This window comes from Lentzea sp. NPDC006480 (assembly GCF_040611995.1).
Lineage (GTDB): Bacteria > Actinomycetota > Actinomycetes > Mycobacteriales > Pseudonocardiaceae > Lentzea.
This window is the reverse complement of sequence record NZ_JBEXPJ010000018.1, coordinates 73062-88680: the sequence shown is the minus strand read 5'-3', so window position 1 is coordinate 88680 and position 15619 is coordinate 73062. Positions and strand designations below refer to the sequence as shown.

Below are 15619 nucleotides of genomic sequence, written 5' to 3'. Positions count from 1 at the left end.
CATCTCGTAGGTCTCGATGATGTCCTCGAGCTTGAGGTCGCTGTAGTTGCCGAGCGTGAGACCACACTCGAAACCTTCACGGACCTCGGTGGCGTCGTCCTTGAACCGCTTGAGCGAGCTGATCGGGAGGTTCTCCGCGATCACCTTGCCGTCACGGAGCAGACGCGCCCTGGCGTTGCGGCGGATCTCGCCCGACAGGACCATGCAACCCGCGATCGTGCCGACCTTGGAGGACTTGAAGACGTCGCGGATCTCGGCGCGGCCGAGCTGGACCTCTTCGTACTCCGGCTTGAGGAGACCCTTGAGGGCCGCCTCGATCTCGTCGATCGCCTGGTAGATGACCGTGTAGTAGCGGACGTCGATGCCCTCGCGGTTCGCGAGCTCGGTCGCCTTGCCCTCGGCCCGGACGTTGAAGCCCAGGACGATGGCGGAGGAGGCCACGGCGAGGTTGATGTCGCCTTCGGTGATGCCACCGACACCGCGGTGGACCACCCGGAGCTCGACGTCGTCGCCGACCTCGATCTTCATGAGCGCGTCCTCGAGGGCCTCGACGGTACCCGAGTTGTCACCCTTGATGATCAAGGTGAGCTGGCTGGTTTCCTTGAGTGCGGCGTCCAGGTCCTCAAGGCTGACGCGCTTGCGCTTCGCGGCGTTTGCAGCGTTGCGCGTGCGGGCCTGACGACGCTCGGCGATCTGGCGAGCGACGCGGTCCTCGTCGACGACGAGGAACGAGTCACCGGCGCGCGGCACCGACGTGAGGCCGATGACCTGCACCGGACGCGACGGCGTCGCGTCGTGGACGTCCTCGCCGTGCTCGTCCACCATGCGGCGGACGCGGCCGTAGGCGTCGCCCGCGACGATCGAGTCGCCGACGCGGAGCGTGCCTCGCTGGACCAGCACCGTGGCGACCGGACCGCGACCGCGGTCGAGGTGCGCCTCGATCGCGACACCCTGGGCCTCCATGTCCGGGTTGGCCCGGAGGTCCAGCGACGCGTCGGCGGTCAACAGGATGGCCTCGAGGAGGCTGTCGATGTTGATGCCCTGCTTCGCGGAGATGTCGACGAACATCGTGTCGCCGCCGTACTCCTCGGCGACCAGGCCGTACTCCGTCAGCTGCTGACGGATCTTGGCCGGGTTGGCGCCTTCCTTGTCGATCTTGTTGACCGCGACCACGATCGGCGCCTGAGCGGCCTGCGCGTGGTTGATCGCCTCGACCGTCTGCGGCATCACGCCGTCGTCAGCGGCGACGACGATGACCGCGATGTCGGTCGCGTTCGCACCACGGGCACGCATGGCGGTGAACGCCTCGTGACCGGGGGTGTCGATGAAGGTGATGAGCCGCGGGTTGCCCTCGAGCTCGGTCTCCACCTGGTAGGCGCCGATGTGCTGGGTGATGCCACCGGCTTCACCCTCGTGCACCTTCGCCTTGCGGATGGTGTCGAGCAGTCGGGTCTTACCGTGGTCGACGTGACCCATGACGGTCACGACCGGCGGGCGGATCTGCAGGTCGCCCTCGTCGCCGGCGTCCTCGCCGTAGGTGATGTCGAACGTCTCGAGCAGCTCGCGGTCCTCCTCCTCGGGGGACACGACCTGCACGACGTAGTTCATCTCGGAGCCGAGCAGCTCCAGGATCTCGTCGGACACCGACTGGGTCGCCGTGACCATCTCGCCCAGGTGGAAGAGCACCTGCACGAGCGACGCCGGGTTGGCGTTGATCTTGTCGGCGAAGTCGGTCAGCGAGGCACCGCGCGGCAGGCGGATCGTCTCGCCCTGCCCCTTGGGCAGGCGGACGCCACCGACCGAAGGCGCCTGCATGTTGTCCATGTACTCCTGGCGCTTCTGCCGCTTGGACTTGCGTCCACGACGCGCCGGACCACCCGGACGACCGAAGGCACCAGCGGTACCGCCGCGACCTGCGCCGCCACCGCCACCGGGACGACCGCGGAAACCGCCGCCACCGGCAGGGGCACCGCCGCCTGCGCCGCCGCCACCGCCGGGACGGAAGCCACCGCCACCGCCACCGCCGCCACCGGGACGGAAGCCACCGCCACCGCCACCACCGCCACCGGGACGGAAGCCGCCACCGCCACCAGCGCCGCCGCCACCGCCACCGCGGAAGCCGCCACCGCCGCCGCCCCCACCGGGACGACCGCCGCCACCGCCACCGCCACCGGGACGGCCACCGCCGCCACCAGGACCGGGACGACCGCCGCCGCCACCACCGGCCGGACGACCCGGCATCATGCCGGGGTTCGGGCGCGGGGGCATGTTGCCCGGGTTGGGGCGAGGACCGCCCTGACCGGGACCGCCGGGACGAGGACCGCCCTGGCCGGGGCCGGGACGACCGCCGCCCTGAGCGGCAGCCGGACGCTGACCACCCTGACCGGGCGCACCGCTCGGACGGGGACTGGCCGGACGCGGGTCACCGGGCTTCGGGCCGGAGGGGCGCTCGCCCTGCTCCGGACGCGGGCCGGGACGAGGCCCAGGACGCGGGCCGGGAGCGTTGCCGCCACCGACGCCGAACGGGTTGTTGCCCGGACGCGGGGCGCGCGGGCCGGCGGGCTTGGGAGCCTGCGTGCGCGGCGGAACCACGGACGGGGACTGCTGAGAACCAGCGGACGCGGCCGGAGCCTGCGGCTGCTGGGGCTGCTGCGGCGCCTTCTCCTGCGGAGCCGGGCGCGGGCCCGGACGCGGACCGGCACCCGGCTTGGTGCCGGGAGCCGGAGCAGCCTTGGGCGCGGCCGGAGCCGACGCGGCGGGTGCCGGTGCGGCGGCGGCCGGAGCCTGCTGCTCGGGTGCGGGAGCCGCGGGAGCCGGAGCCTGCTCGGCAGGAGCTGCCGGAGCGGGCTTGGGCGCCGGCGGGCGCGGGGCCGCGGGCCTCGGGCCGGGCATGGCCTTCGGCGCGGAGGCCTGGGTGTCGGAGGCTGCCGGCTTGGACTCCGCCGGTGCGGCGGGCGCTGCGGCAGCAGCGGGTGCGGGTGCCTTGGGCTTCGGAGCGGACGGCTTGGGAGCCGACGACTTCGAGGACTTGGCTTCGTAGGCGTCACGAAGCCGCCGGGCCACGGGGGCCTCGACGGTGGAGGACGCCGACTTCACGTATTCGCCTTGTTCGGCGAGCTTGTTGAGAACTTCCTTGCTCGTAACACCGAGCTCTTTCGCGAGCTCGTGCACGCGGGCCTTGCCTGCCACTGCTCTCCTCTGTTGTGAGGCCGGCGGGCAAGTCCCATCGACCTCGTCTTAACGTCGCGCGTTCATGTCTTCAGCTTCACGGCTGACTCATGACGGGTCGACCTGCTTCCTTGTTTCTTGCTGACCGCGGGGCTGTCCCGAGGTCGAGTTCCCTTGCTGCTCCAGGTGCTCGCGCAACAAAGCGACGTCGAGTGCTCCCTGGACCCGGAGGGCCCGCGGGAACGCCCGTCGCCGCTCGGCGTTGCGGAGACATTCGAGATCGAAATGCAACCAAGCACCCCGACCAGGAAGCCGCCGGCGGGGGTCCGGAACCACCGAACCGTCCACCGCGACCACACGCAGCAGCTCAGAGGGCAACGTCCTGGCGCGGCATCCGACGCACGTACGAACAGGGCCGATGTGTTGGGTTGCCGAACCCGACGTTGAACCGTTGATGAGTCTATCCCCTGGAGCTCATTCGGCCGAACTGGATGTGACCGCACCGGCGGCCGGAGCCTCCGCGTCACTGCGGATGTCGATGCGCCAGCCGGTCAGGCGGGCGGCCAGGCGGGCGTTCTGCCCCTCCTTGCCGATCGCCAGCGACAGCTGGAAGTCAGGCACCACGACGCGTGCCGTCTTGGCGCGCTCGTCGAGCACCCGTACGGACACAACCTTGGCCGGGGACAAAGCATTCCCGACGAAGGTGGCCGGGTCGTCCGAGTAGTCGATGATGTCGATCTTCTCGCCACCGAGCTCGTGCATCACGTTGCGCACACGGGCACCCATCGGGCCGATGCAGGCACCCTTGGGGTTCACGCCGGAGACCGTCGACTTGACCGCGATCTTCGAACGGTGACCTGCCTCACGTGCCACCGCGGGGATCTCCACGGTGCCGTCCGCGATCTCCGGGACCTCGAGGGCGAACAGCCGCCGCACGAGGTTCGGGTGCGTGCGCGAGAGAGCGATCTGCGGTCCGCGCGCGCCGCGGGACACGCTCACGACGTAGCACTTGATGCGCTCGCCGTGGTTGTACTGCTCGCCCGGCACCTGCTCGGCCGGCGGCAGCACGCCCTCGGTGTCGCCCACCTGCACGACGACCATGCCGCGGGCGTTCGCGCGGGCGTCGCGCTGGACGACACCGGCGATGATCTCGCCCTCCTTGGCGGCGAACTCGCCGAAGGTGCGCTCGTGCTCGGCGTCGCGCAGGCGCTGCAGGATGACCTGCCGAGCCGTGGTGGCGGCGATGCGGCCGAAGCCCTCCGGAGTGTCGTCCCACTCCTCCTGCACCGCGCCGTCCGGGCCCAGGTCCTGCGCGAGCACGCGCACGACGCCGGTCTTGCGGTCGATCTCCACGCGAGAGTGCGTGGCGTGTCCTTCGGTGTGCTTGTAGGCGGTCAGCAGTGCTGACTCGATCGCCTCCAGGACCGTCTCGAAGGGGATGTCCTTTTCACGTTCGATCGCCCTCAGGGCGGCGATGTCGACGTTCACCTCGGCTCCTCCTTCGGTGCTTTCCGAGTGAGCCGAGCCAGTTCCTCGACCGGCGGCTGCTTGAACTCGATCTCCATGACCGCGCGTTCGATGTGGCGGTACTCCACGCGTCGCAGCTCGTCCTTGTGCAGCAGCTCGACACCTGTCTCGTCGCACTCGCCGACCCGGCCGAACCACTCGGCCCGATCCGGCTGCTTGATCTTCACGAGACGCAGGTGCGCGCGCTTCCAGTGGCGCGGGCGGGTGAGCGGGCGGTCCACACCCGGCGAGGTGACCTCGAGGGTGTACGGCCCGTTGATGATGTGGTCGTGCTCGTCGAGCGCGGCGGAGACCACCCGGCTCGCCTCGGCGACCTCGTCGAGCCCGATGCCGTCCTCGCCGTCCACGACGACCTTGACCAGACGGCGGCGCCCAGCCTGATTCACGTCGAGTGCGTCGAGGTCGAAGCCGACGGCTTCGAGCGCTTCCCGCACAACGGGTGCAAGCTGCGCGGCTAGTTCTCCGCGCGGCGGGCTGGACACGTGGTGTCTCCTTCAGTTCGAACGCATGAAAACCCCGGCCGACGGTGTTTCGGCGGCCGTGGACGCCCAGACTATCTCCTTTGCCCGGCTCCCACCGCGCCGCACGGCTGCTGGCAAGATGGGTTCGCGTGATCTCCGAATCGGTCAGCCGCCGCCGTGTGCTGCTCGCGGTGGCCGCCGCACCGCTCGCCGTTGCGTGCACCACAGAACCGCCGAAGCCCCCGCCGCCGGACCCGTTGTCGGCGCTCGCGGCCCAGGCTCGTGCGGACGCCGCGCTGGCCAAGACGCTCACGACGGTGCCGGGTGCAACGGAGATCTCCGCCGCTCGCGAGACGCACGCCAGGCTGCTGCAGGCCGAGGTGGACAGGGAACGCCCGCCGCTCTCCTCGACGGCACCACCCGCTCCCACGGCCCCGCCCACGCCACCGGATCCGTTGGCGGCGTTGAAGACCGCGCTCGACGAGGCCGTGCGCGACGCCTCGGCGATCGTCGCGACGCTGCCCAGCTACCGCGCCGGTCTCGTCGGTTCGGTGGCCGCCGGCTGTGCCTCGCTGAGGGAGGTGCTCGTATGAGCGTGGAGTCCGTGCAGACCGCGCTCGGCACCGAGCACGCGGCGTTGTGGACCTACGGCATGGTGTCGGCGTTTCTGGGCAACCAGGCCGCGGCCGTGACGGAGGGCTCGAACGCGCACCGGGCCCGCCGGGACACGACCGAGCGGTGGCTGCGGGACAAGGGCGCGACCCCGAACCCGCCCGCTGCCGCCTATCTGCCGCCCGCCCCGGTGTCGGACGGGCCGTCCGCGCTGGCCGCGCTGATCGCCGTCGAGCAGGACACGTGCGCGGCGTGGCGCGGGGTGCTGGAGCGCACGGACGAGTCGGTGCTGCGGACCTCCGCGCTGGACGCGTTGACGGCGGCGGCGGTGCGGGCGACCCGGTGGCGCAAGACAGCCGGCACGAACCCGGCATCCATCACGATGCCGGGTGTCGCGTCGGGCTGACGGGCTAGTTGCTGAACGAGGACGCGAGCCTGATCGCGTCGTTGGAGACCTTCTTCATCTCCTTGTTGTGCGCCAGCGCGTCCGGGCCCTTGGTCGGCGAGTCCGACTCGACGATCACGACCTCCTGGTCGCGCTGCTCGGACGCGTACCCGCCGTTGGCCAGCGTGGTCAGCGGCGGCACGCTGATCGCCTTGTCCAGCACCAGGTCCTTGATGTTGCCGGTGCCGTCCTTCTGGGTCAGCTCGCGCAACGCCTTCGCGTCGGCCGAGGACTTCATCTTCACCACGGACACCGACGAGTAGACGGTGCGCCCGTCCGGCAGCTTGGCCGTGTAGAAGGCCCGCGTCAGCTGCAGGCACTGCGTGGTCTTGAGGAACGTCCCCGTCTGACCCGACGCGTGGGCCGCGCAGTCGCTGTCCTTCACCGGCTCCGGCAGCTCCGGCACGGTGCTGAACTCGAACTCCCCGGCGGTCTTCTGGGGCTGCGCGACCGGCTGGTCCACCGGGGTCGACGGCTGCAGCACCCACCAGACGAGGCCCGACACCACCGCGACGCCGACGAGCGCCAGGGCCTTGCCCACCCACGTCCTCTTCTGCGGAGGAGGTTGCGGAGGCAGCTGTCCCTGGCGGTTGTCCATGATCGACTGGAGCTTCATCAGCTCGTCGGCCGGGTAGAGCGGCGCGGTGTCGGTCGGCCTCGGTGGGAAGCGAGGCAGGTTCTGGGTCACCTCTTCAGGTGACTGGCGTGGTTCCGACACAAGCAAACACGGTAACGGACGGCGGTCAGCCAAGCGCTTTGAGCACCCGATCGATGTCCTCGATCGTGTTGTAAAGGTGGCAGGCAAACCGTGTGCGACCAGCGCGAACGGACGAGACGACGCCCGGAATGTGGGGAACGTCTACTGAGACGATCGCCGAGCCGTTGGGGGCGAGCCCCAGCCCGGTCAGGAGGTGATCCGTCAGGTTCACGCAGTGCGCGCGCACGGCCTCCAGGTCCAGTGACGCCACCCACGGGAGCGCAACAGCCGCGCCGACGTGCGCGTGCCACGTCGGCGAGAGGTCGAACCGCCGTGCGTCCGAACGGAGCACCAGCTCGGTGCCGTAGTTCTCCCCCGTGCTGTACCAGTTGGCGGCCAACGGGGTGAGAGCGTCCATCCGGTCCGGCCGCACCGCCAGCCAGGCCGCACCACGTGGCGACATCAGCCACTTGTAGGCGACACCGACGACGAAATCGGCCCACGCCAACGACAACGGCATCCACCCAGCGGCCTGCGAGACGTCCAGCAGCACCGGTTTGCCGCTCGTGCGCAGGGCTTCCAGGTCGGCGATCGCACCGTCCGCCGACTGGACCACGCTCACCGCGACGAGATCCGCTTCGTCCACTGTGGACACGATCTGGTGGCCTGCCACGACGAACGGCAGCGTGACGCTGGTGAACTCGCCCGGTTCGACGAAGACCTTCGAGCCACTAGGCAGTGACTGGGCCACGAGTGAGACGAACTGCGAGACCGTGGCGCCGCACGCCACCGACGTCGCGGGCACTCCGATGAGCCGCCCGAAGGCTTCCCGGGACGTCTCGACGGCTTCGTTGAACGACGACGAGGTGTCCTGGCCGCGCCGCCACCGTTCCTGCGCGGCCGAGACCGCGTCCGCGACGTGCCGCGGCGGCACCCCGATCGAGGCCGTGTTCAGGTAGCCGGGCTCGACGTCGAAGACCGCCCCGAACGCCTCACGCATGGGCGAGCTGCTTGTCGCGCTTGCGCCGCGCGTAGACCTGCTTCTTCACCCGTGCGATCACGGTTCCATCCTGCCCGACGACATCGGTCTCGAACCAGATCAAGGCCTTCTCGCCGGACGCGGTCTGGTCCAGCACCTGCTCGACGTGCTCGTCGGTCAGCCGGAACTCCGCGAAGACGGTGCCGCGGCCGGGTTCGACGAACTCGATCTCGCCCGCCTGGTCCCACACCACGTGCTGACCCTTGAGCTGGTTGAACAGCAGCAGCACCCAGAACGGGTCGGTCATCGCGAACAGCGAGCCGCCGAAGTGGGTGCCGAAGAAGTTGCGGTTCCACGGGCGCAGACGCATCTTGACCCGCGCGTACCGGTAGTCCGGCGAGATCTCTTGCACTCGGATGCCGGCGAACAGGAACGGCGGCCACAGGTTCATCCCGAAGCGCAGGCGGCTTGCCTTCATAAAAAACAGTGTTACACAACGTTCGCCAGACTGTCCGCAACTTCCTTCGGCGAAGGCATGTGACGTATCTCCTCCGCGACCTGACCTGCGGCTTCCCGGTGCGCTCCGTCCACAAGCAACAGTCGTGCGCTCTCCGCGATCGCCTCGGCACTCACCGCGTCCGGCTGTACCGCCGCACCTCTGTCGACGAGCGCCTTGGCGTTGCCGAACTGATCGGCCCCTTGCGGCAGCACGACCTGCGGGACCCCTGCGGCCAGCGCGGCCAGCATCGTGCCGCTCCCGCCGTGGTGGACGACGACGTCCGCCTGCTTGATCACCTCGGCCTGCGGCAGCCACCTGTCCGGTCCGGCGACCACCACCTGGGCGTCGAGCCGCCCGAGCCCGGCCGTCGCGGCCGCGAGCAGGTCCTCGTTGCCGAACACCGTCCCGAACGTCACGTAGATCAGCTTCTCGTGGGTGCGTGGTGGCATCTCGCCGGGCGCGGCGTGCGGCACGGGCCGCAGCAGGATCCGGTCAGCGGTGAAGTCCTCGTCCTGCAACGAAGGCGGGCAGATGTCGAGGTGCCGCCCGCCTTCGGGGCGCGCCAGTCCGATGCCCGCGGGGAACATGCGGCCGAACCCGTGCCACAGCACCGGGAACGCCCTGCGGCGAGCCTCCCCGAACACCTCGGGCACGGCCCACCCGCTGATCACCAGGTCGGGCAGGACTCGTTCGAGCTCGGGCGCGATGTCCTCGGCGTAGATGTCCCCGAACACCAGGCCGGGGCGGAAGGGGCGCAGTCCCAGCCTGGTCAGTTCGGGATGCATCTCGTCGCCGACCGCGAAGTGGACCTCGTGCCCGGCGTCGCGCAGTGCGAGCGCCAACGGGATCAGCGGGTAGGTGTGGCCGACCGTCGCCATGCTGGCGAAGAGCACGCGCATGCCGTGACGATACTGACCTCCCATGGGAACCAACCGCGAGAAGATGATCAACGGCGAGCCCTACCTGGCGATGGACCCCGAGCTGGACGCGGACCGGCGGCGGGCGTGGCGGGAGATGGCCCGTTTCAACGCGCACGACCCGGAGGACCTCGACGGGCAGTACGCGATCCTCAAAGGCTTCGTCGCGGAGATCGGTGAGAACACGACGTTGTTGCCGCGCCTGCAGATCGAGTACGGCTACAACACGCGCATCGGTGCGAACAGCTTCATGAACTACGACGGGATCATCCTCGACTGCGGTCCGGTGACCATCGGCGACAACGTGATGATGGGCCCGCGCGTGCAGCTGCTGACGGCGTTGCACCCGATCGAGGACCACGACGCGCGGATCGAGGGCTGGGAGACGACCGCGCCGATCGTCATCGGCGACAAGGTGTGGTTCGGCGGCGGCGTGATCGTGTGTCCCGGCGTGACGATCGGCAACAACACGGTGGTCGGCGCGGGCAGTGTCGTGACGCGTGATCTGCCTGATCACGTGCTCGCGGTCGGCAACCCGGCGCGGGTGGTTCGTAAGATCTGAGGTCATGCGCAGCGAGGAGATCCAGATCCGCACTGGTTCCGACGAGGTGGTGTGGGACCTCACGCGAGAGTGCGAGCGGTTCCTCAGCAGTGAGAACGGCGACGGGCTGTTGCACGTGTGGGTGCCGCACGCGACCGCCGGCGTCGCCATCATCGAGACGGGCGCGGGCAGCGACGACGACCTGCTGACCGCGCTGGAACGCATCCTGCCCCGCGACGTGAAGTGGCGGCACCGGCACGGCACCCCTGGCCACGGTCGTGACCACGTGATGCCCGCGCTGGTGCCGCCCTACGCGACGATCCCGGTGCTAGGCGGTGTGCTGGCGCTCGGCACGTGGCAGTCCGTCTGCCTGGTGGACACCAACGTCGACAACCCCGTCCGCACGGTCCGTCTGAGCTTCCTTGCCGGTTAGCAGCAGCACGAGACCGACGAGCGCGATCCCGCCGAACACCCACCACTCGGTGCTGATGGAGCCGTCGTACACAAGGCTGCGCAGACCTTCCGTGGAGAACCTGAACGGCGTCCACGACCAGAGGACCGCCCTGTAGACGGGGTTGAGCAGTTCCGGCACCTGGCCCGCCACCGCGGGTGCCATCAGGTAGAGCACGCCGAGCACGCCCATCGCGCGGATGCCGAGGTGTTTGAACAACCCGCCCTGCAGCAACGCGAACGACACGGCGACGGCGAGCATGAAGGTCAGCGCCTCGCCGCTGAACGTGACGCCCCACCACGCCAGCAACCCGACCACCGAGCTGGTCACCAGGACCGGCGTGAGCAGAGCGGACAGCAGCCTGAACCGGCGGCCCTTCAGAACCACGAACAGCAGTCCGGCGATCATCCCGCCGACCCACAGCAACGCCGATGCGGCGAGGGGCGCCGTGCGTTCGGCGGCCGAGACGACCGGGGACTCGACCTTGACGGGCAGCCCGGCACCCTGCGCGACACCGGTCAGCACCTGCTGCGCGACCTGCGTGCCGGACGGGTTCACCGCGGGGTTGAGCCGGATCGTCGCCTGACCGGGTGAGATTTCCAGGACGCCGTAGACCTCCTTGGCCGCCAGCAGGTTCCGGGCTTCGGCGGCGTCGACGATCTTGAGGTCGACCTCGGCCGAGTCGGCGGCCTGCACGCGTTGCGCGATCGGCGGCGGTGCCACCACGGCGAGCGGGACGTCGTGCGGGTGCACGGTCGCCTGCACGCCGAAGGTCAGCAGTCCCAGGAGAAACGCCACCACCGCGCCTGCGACGGCGGTGACGAGCGCGGTGCGCATCACGGGCCTCCACTTGTTCATCACATGTTGAATTTAATGAGCACCGTACGCTCGGCACGAGCCCGAAGTCAACGCTTGATGAATTAAGTCCTGTCAGACCCACCAGGTACCGTGCACCGCGTGACTTACCCAGGTGGCGGCGGACAGGGCGGCTGGAACGACCAGCAGGGCTGGGGCCAGCAGCAGGGTGACCATCCGAGCGGCGGTTATCCGACCGGCGGCTACCAGACCGGCGGCTACCCGCAGACGGGCGGTTTCCCCCAGCAGGGCGGTTTCCCGGACACGGGCGGCTTCCCGCAGCAGGGTTACGGCCAGTACGGCGGTCTCGGTGTCTACGGCGGCGGGTTCGACAGCGAGCCGCCGAAGAAAAAGAAGACGCTGTGGCTCGTGCTCGGCGCCGTCGTGCTGGTGCTGCTCATCGGCGGCGGCGTGACGTGGTTCGTGCTCTCACAGGGCAAGACCGACCCGAACGCGCGGACCGACCCGTCCACGCCGACCAGCGCCTCCTCGCAGGCGACCACCGGCAAGTGCAAGAACGCCGAGATGCAGTGCGTCGAAACCTCGCTCGGCTACAACTACGAGGTCCCGAAGAACTGGGACGTCGTCGAGGACAAGATCCCGATCCCGAAGTTCCCCGGCATCGCGCTGACCAGCGTCACCTCCTACGGCGACTACGAGTGCGAGGGCAAGCAGTACACCAAGGGCACCAACGGCGGCGCCCTGCTCCCCAAGGCGGACATGAACCAGACCGCCACCGACTTCGCCAAGGCCGTGGGGACCCACTTCTACTCGTCGGGCGGCGAGCCGCAGGTCACGGTCTCCGAGCCCAAGGCCGTGAAGATCCAGCACACCCAGAAGGACGGCAAGAAGGTCGTCGTCGACGGCGTGCAGGTCGACGCCACGGTCACCCAGACGGCCAACAAGTGCCTGGCGAGCAAGGGCATCGTCAAGGTCATCGTGCTGAACGGCAGCAACAAGCTGCACACCCTGGTCGTGAACGGCGACCTCGAGGGCGGTGGAGGCGGCACGACCCCGCCGCTGCTCAAGGAGGCCGACCTGCAGAAGATGATCGATTCGCTGGTGCCGACCACCTGAGTCCGTTAGCGCGCGCCGCCGTTCGAGGGAACGGCGGCGGGCAGCGGGTTCTCGGCCGTGATCTTCTCCAGCACCGCCAGCGCCTTGCTCTCCCAGAGTGCGAGCCGCAGCTCCTGGAACGTCATCATGGCCTGCTCCACGATGGCGATCGCGTGGAACGTCTCACCCCGCTGCGACACCAGCTGCGCCAGGTCGAGCCGGATCCGCGCCGCGCCGACGCGGTCGAGGTTCTCCTCGCACAGCCGGATCGCGCGCCGCAGCAGCCGCCCGGCCTCCGCGAACATGCGCATCCGGCCGTGGATCAGCCCGAGAGAGTGCAGCGCGTAGCTCTCGCCGACGGTGTCGCCGGAGCGCTGCACCATGCCGAGCACCGACGTGATGAGCTGCTGCGCCTGCTCGTAGCGGCCCTGCACCAGCATCGCGCCGCCGAGCCGGTACAGCACCTGGGCCTCGACGCGCGGGCTGGAGATCTCCCGGCACATCCCCAGAGCGCCGCGCAGCTGGCCCACCGCTAGCTCGTGTTCGCCGCGGTCCAGGGAGAGCTGCGCGAGTTGAGACACCACGTAGGCCTGCCCCACGACGTCACCGACGCGTTTGAAGCCCGCCAGCGACTGCTCGAAGATCCGGGTCGCGACCTCTGGCCGTCCCTCGTTGTACTCCAGCAAGCCCAGGTTGCGGCGCACCAAGGCCAGGCCGTGGGAGTCGTCCAGCTCGGTGAAGAGCTCCAGGGCGGGTTCCAGGGCGGCGCGGGCGGTCTCCATCCGGCGCTGACTGTGGTGCAACGATCCCAGCGAGCACAGCAGGGCCGCGGTGCCGCGCTTGTTGCCGGCCTTGCGGACGGCTTCGAGGGCCCGTTCGTGGGTCTGCTGCCAGTCGTCGAGGTAGCTGCGGGTCTCGAACAACGTCACCAGCGTCATCGCGAGGTCCCAGCACAGCTCGTCCAGGCCCGCGTCGGCCGCCTGCAGGACGGCCGCGCAGATGTTCGGACGCTCGCTTTCCAGCCACCCCAACGGGTCCTGCAACACCTGGTCGAGGTACGGGGCGTGCGGCTGCCAGCGCCGGCCGTTGCCGTGCAGGACCGTGAAGTCGCCGCCGTAGAGCTGTTGGTGGGCCTGCTCGGCCATCGCGAGCCAGCCGCCGGCGACGCGTTCCACGGCGGCGAGCTGGGTGGCCGGAGACTCGTGGACGGCGAGCTGTTCCTTGGCGAACAAGCGGATCAGGTCGTGGAACCGGTAGCGCGGCAGACCGGTCACGTCGCTGCCGACCACGTCCAGCAGCTGGGCGTCGACCAGGCGTTCCAGGAGGTCGAACCCGCGGTGGCCGTCGTCGTCGGTGAGCGCGGAGGCCGTCCAGACCGGCAGGCTTTCCGCTTCCAGCAACGACATCAGCCGCATCACCCGGCACGTGTCGGGTTCGAGGCCGTCGTAGGTGAGCGAGAGGCTGGCTCGCACGACCATGTCGCCGTGCACCAGCTCGTCGAGGCGATGGCGTTCATCGGCGAGACGTCCGACCATCGAGGCCAACGTCCAGTGCGTGCGCGCGGCTAAGCGTGCGCCGATGATGCGCAACGCCAGGGGTAAACCTCCGACGACGTCCACCAACGCTGACGCCGCAACGGGTTCGCCCTCCAGGCGTTGCGTGCCGATGATGCGGCCCAGCAGCTCCAGCGCGTCGTCGGAGTCCATGAAGTCGACGTCGACCAAATGAGATCCGGCGAGACCGGTCAACCGGGTCCGGCTCGTGACGACGACACCGCACGTCGGCGAGCCCGGGAGCAGCTGGTGCACCTGCGACTCGCTGCCCGCGTCGTCGAGAACCACCAGCACACGGCGGTTGGCGAGCATGCTGCGGTACATGTCCGCGCGCTCGTCCACACCGTCGGGCAACGTCGAGCCCACGGCCCCCAAAGCGGACAGGAAACGGCCAAGGACCTCGGCGGGAGTGGCGGGTTGCGCCTGGGTACCGCGCAGGTCGCAGTAGAGCTGGCCGTCCGGGTACGTCTCGGCGGCCACGCGGTGTGCGACGTGGACCGCGAGAGCGCTCTTACCGATGCCCGCCTTGCCCGAGATGTTCACCACGGGCATGGTCATGTGGTCGCCGGCCAGCACGGTCTCGGCGCGCGCCACGACGTCCTGGCGGCCGATGAAGTCCGAGATGGTGGCCGGAAGCTGGTGCGGTGACACGACGTTCTGCACCGTGACCGGGACCGACTTCTCCTGGTCGAGGCGCAGCACCTCGTCGTCGGTCAGGATCGCGGTCTCGAGTTTGCGCAATTGGTCGCTCGGTTCGAGGCCGAGATGCTCGATGAACAGGTCGCGGCCGGTGCGATAGACGTCGAGCGCTTCCGACTGACGGCCGGATCGGTAGAGCGCGAGCATCAGCTGACCGCGCGGCCGTTCCCGCAACGGGTGTTCGGTCACCATGCTCTGCAATTCACCGATGAGAGCGTGGTGCCGGCCCAGCAACAACTCGATGTCGACGCAGTTCTCCAGCACCGACAGGCGTTTCTCGTCGAGGCGCAGTGCTTTGTTCTGCAACGTGGCCGCGGCGCCGCCCAACGCCGGTCCGCGCCACAACGCCAGTGCCTGGCGCAGCACCGCCGACGCCTCCTCCATGCGGCCCTGGCGGACGGCGGCGTCGGAGTCGGACACGCGGCGTTCGAAGAGGAAGGTGTCGATCTTGTCGCCGGCGACGCGCAGCAGGTAGCCGGGCTGACGGGTCTCGATCTGGGCGTCGACGTCGACCCGCGCGAACTCCCGCCGGAGCGCGGACACGCAGATCTGGATCTGCGCCCGTGCGGTCGACGGCGGGGTGTGCTCCCAGACGAGGTCGATCAGCTGGTCCATGCTGACCACGCGGTTGGCTTCGAGCAGCAGAGCGCCCAGGATCGTCTGTTGACGTCCTGGTGGCACCTGAACCTGCTCCTCGGCGCCGATGACCTCGATCGGGCCGAGCAGCTTGAAAATCAGCTTCTCATCAGGGGCGGAGCTCATGACCGACGACCCCTCGCGCCTTTATCTCTCGCAAAGCCCCAACACCTCACGCTCCGGACGATCACCGCTACGGGTTTTCCGTGACGGAATTGCATTTACGGATGCGATGTAAACCATTCTTGCAATCCGGCCGAAGACGCGGAAAAGGCACTTCCAGGGCGTCACCTCAAGATCGGGTTCCTATATGAAAGTGTTTCATTTACTACCGTTGACCTCCCGTTAGCGCAGACCGCAGGTTGGTCGCTCGGATGTGTGATGATCTCCAAAGTTAGCCCCGGCAGGGAAAACTGTCAAGATCCTTCTTGTCTATCGGCACGCGATCCACCATAATGCGCCCGATCTCAATAGGCATCTCATTTGGAGATGATCCATTTGGGAACAACGGGGCAGATCAAGC

Annotated in this window: 15 protein-coding genes; 5 read left to right on the top strand and 10 right to left on the bottom strand. The window is 69.0% G+C overall.

Annotated elements, in window-relative coordinates:
• From infB to rimP, 4 genes are all read right to left on the bottom strand, one after another.
• The coding region (gene infB / locus ABZX92_RS10475) for a translation initiation factor IF-2 (protein ID WP_355556237.1) at positions 1-3189 on the bottom strand (3189 nt) is incomplete at its 3' end.
• Positions 3190-3276: 87 nt separating this feature from the next.
• A complete protein-coding gene (locus ABZX92_RS10470) occupies positions 3277-3588 on the bottom strand; it encodes a YlxR family protein (protein ID WP_355556246.1) in 312 nt (103 codons plus the stop codon).
• A 54-nt stretch (positions 3589-3642) separates the two neighbouring features.
• The gene (gene nusA, locus ABZX92_RS10465) at positions 3643-4656 is read right to left on the bottom strand and encodes a transcription termination factor NusA (protein WP_355556234.1); all 1014 of its coding nucleotides are present in this window, start codon (positions 4654-4656) and stop codon (positions 3643-3645) included.
• Positions 4653-5177, bottom strand: a complete 525-nt coding sequence (gene rimP, locus ABZX92_RS10460) for a ribosome maturation factor RimP (RefSeq protein WP_355556231.1) — start codon at positions 5175-5177, stop codon at positions 4653-4655. The genes nusA and rimP overlap by 4 nt, the downstream gene beginning before the upstream one ends.
• Before the next feature lie 128 nt (positions 5178-5305).
• On the opposite strand from rimP, the gene ABZX92_RS10455 reads away from it, so the two are divergent.
• The gene (locus ABZX92_RS10455) at positions 5306-5749 is read left to right on the top strand and encodes a hypothetical protein (RefSeq protein WP_355556228.1); all 444 of its coding nucleotides are present in this window, start codon (positions 5306-5308) and stop codon (positions 5747-5749) included.
• Positions 5746-6174 (top strand): ferritin-like domain-containing protein, encoded by a 429-nt coding sequence (locus ABZX92_RS10450; protein ID WP_355556226.1) that lies wholly within the window; start codon positions 5746-5748, stop codon positions 6172-6174. The genes ABZX92_RS10455 and ABZX92_RS10450 overlap by 4 nt, the downstream gene beginning before the upstream one ends.
• A 4-nt stretch (positions 6175-6178) precedes the next feature.
• On the opposite strand, the gene ABZX92_RS10445 is transcribed toward ABZX92_RS10450, so the two are convergent.
• From ABZX92_RS10445 to ABZX92_RS10430, 4 genes are read right to left on the bottom strand one after another with little or no spacing between them, the layout of a single operon-like run.
• Positions 6179-6901, bottom strand: a complete 723-nt coding sequence (locus tag ABZX92_RS10445; RefSeq protein ID WP_355556223.1) for a hypothetical protein — start codon at positions 6899-6901, stop codon at positions 6179-6181.
• Between the two features lie 55 nt (positions 6902-6956).
• Positions 6957-7910, bottom strand: a complete 954-nt coding sequence (locus ABZX92_RS10440) for an aminotransferase class V-fold PLP-dependent enzyme (RefSeq protein ID WP_355556220.1) — start codon at positions 7908-7910, stop codon at positions 6957-6959.
• Positions 7903-8367, bottom strand: a complete 465-nt coding sequence (locus tag ABZX92_RS10435) for a DUF4442 domain-containing protein (RefSeq protein ID WP_355556218.1) — start codon at positions 8365-8367, stop codon at positions 7903-7905. Before ABZX92_RS10435 ends, ABZX92_RS10440 begins: the two co-directional genes overlap by 8 nt.
• Positions 8368-8378: 11 nt before the next feature.
• Entirely contained in the window at positions 8379-9287 is a 909-nt protein-coding gene (locus tag ABZX92_RS10430; RefSeq protein ID WP_355556215.1) for a nucleotide disphospho-sugar-binding domain-containing protein, read from the bottom strand.
• 22 nt (positions 9288-9309) lie between these two features.
• Here ABZX92_RS10430 and ABZX92_RS10425 point away from each other — a divergent pair, with 22 nt between their 5' ends.
• The gene (locus ABZX92_RS10425; protein WP_355556212.1) at positions 9310-9867 is read left to right on the top strand and encodes a sugar O-acetyltransferase; all 558 of its coding nucleotides are present in this window, start codon (positions 9310-9312) and stop codon (positions 9865-9867) included.
• A gap of 4 nt (positions 9868-9871) precedes the next feature.
• Positions 9872-10279: a YjbQ family protein gene (locus ABZX92_RS10420; protein WP_355556209.1), complete on the top strand. Its 408-nt coding sequence runs from the start codon at positions 9872-9874 to the stop codon at positions 10277-10279.
• Here the strand turns inward: ABZX92_RS10420 and ABZX92_RS10415 are convergent.
• Positions 10175-11134: an ABC transporter permease gene (locus tag ABZX92_RS10415; protein WP_355556206.1), complete on the bottom strand. Its 960-nt coding sequence runs from the start codon at positions 11132-11134 to the stop codon at positions 10175-10177. The genes ABZX92_RS10420 and ABZX92_RS10415 overlap by 105 nt on opposite strands.
• A 120-nt stretch (positions 11135-11254) precedes the next feature.
• Here ABZX92_RS10415 and ABZX92_RS10410 point away from each other — a divergent pair, with 120 nt between their 5' ends.
• On the top strand, positions 11255-12229 hold the full coding sequence (locus ABZX92_RS10410) for a hypothetical protein (protein ID WP_355556203.1): 975 nt from the start codon (positions 11255-11257) through the stop codon (positions 12227-12229).
• Between the two features lie 5 nt (positions 12230-12234).
• On the opposite strand, the gene ABZX92_RS10405 is transcribed toward ABZX92_RS10410, so the two are convergent.
• Positions 12235-15222 (bottom strand): BTAD domain-containing putative transcriptional regulator, encoded by a 2988-nt coding sequence (locus ABZX92_RS10405; protein WP_355556201.1) that lies wholly within the window; start codon positions 15220-15222, stop codon positions 12235-12237.
• Positions 15223-15619: the final 397 nt, after the last annotated feature.

What these genes read in the sequence shown, in the direction of transcription:
- ABZX92_RS10450 (WP_355556226.1), top strand. Translation starts at nt 5,746, where the DNA reads ATGAGCGTGGAGTCCGTGCAGACCGCGCTCGGCACCGAGCACGCGGCG.
- ABZX92_RS10440 (WP_355556220.1), bottom strand. Translation starts at nt 7,910, where the DNA reads ATGCGTGAGGCGTTCGGGGCGGTCTTCGACGTCGAGCCCGGCTACCTG.
- ABZX92_RS10435 (WP_355556218.1), bottom strand. Translation starts at nt 8,367, where the DNA reads ATGAAGGCAAGCCGCCTGCGCTTCGGGATGAACCTGTGGCCGCCGTTC.
- ABZX92_RS10430 (WP_355556215.1), bottom strand. Translation starts at nt 9,287, where the DNA reads ATGCGCGTGCTCTTCGCCAGCATGGCGACGGTCGGCCACACCTACCCG.
- ABZX92_RS10425 (WP_355556212.1), top strand. Translation starts at nt 9,310, where the DNA reads ATGGGAACCAACCGCGAGAAGATGATCAACGGCGAGCCCTACCTGGCG.
- ABZX92_RS10420 (WP_355556209.1), top strand. Translation starts at nt 9,872, where the DNA reads ATGCGCAGCGAGGAGATCCAGATCCGCACTGGTTCCGACGAGGTGGTG.
- ABZX92_RS10415 (WP_355556206.1), bottom strand. Translation starts at nt 11,134, where the DNA reads ATGCGCACCGCGCTCGTCACCGCCGTCGCAGGCGCGGTGGTGGCGTTT.
- ABZX92_RS10405 (WP_355556201.1), bottom strand. Translation starts at nt 15,222, where the DNA reads ATGAGCTCCGCCCCTGATGAGAAGCTGATTTTCAAGCTGCTCGGCCCG.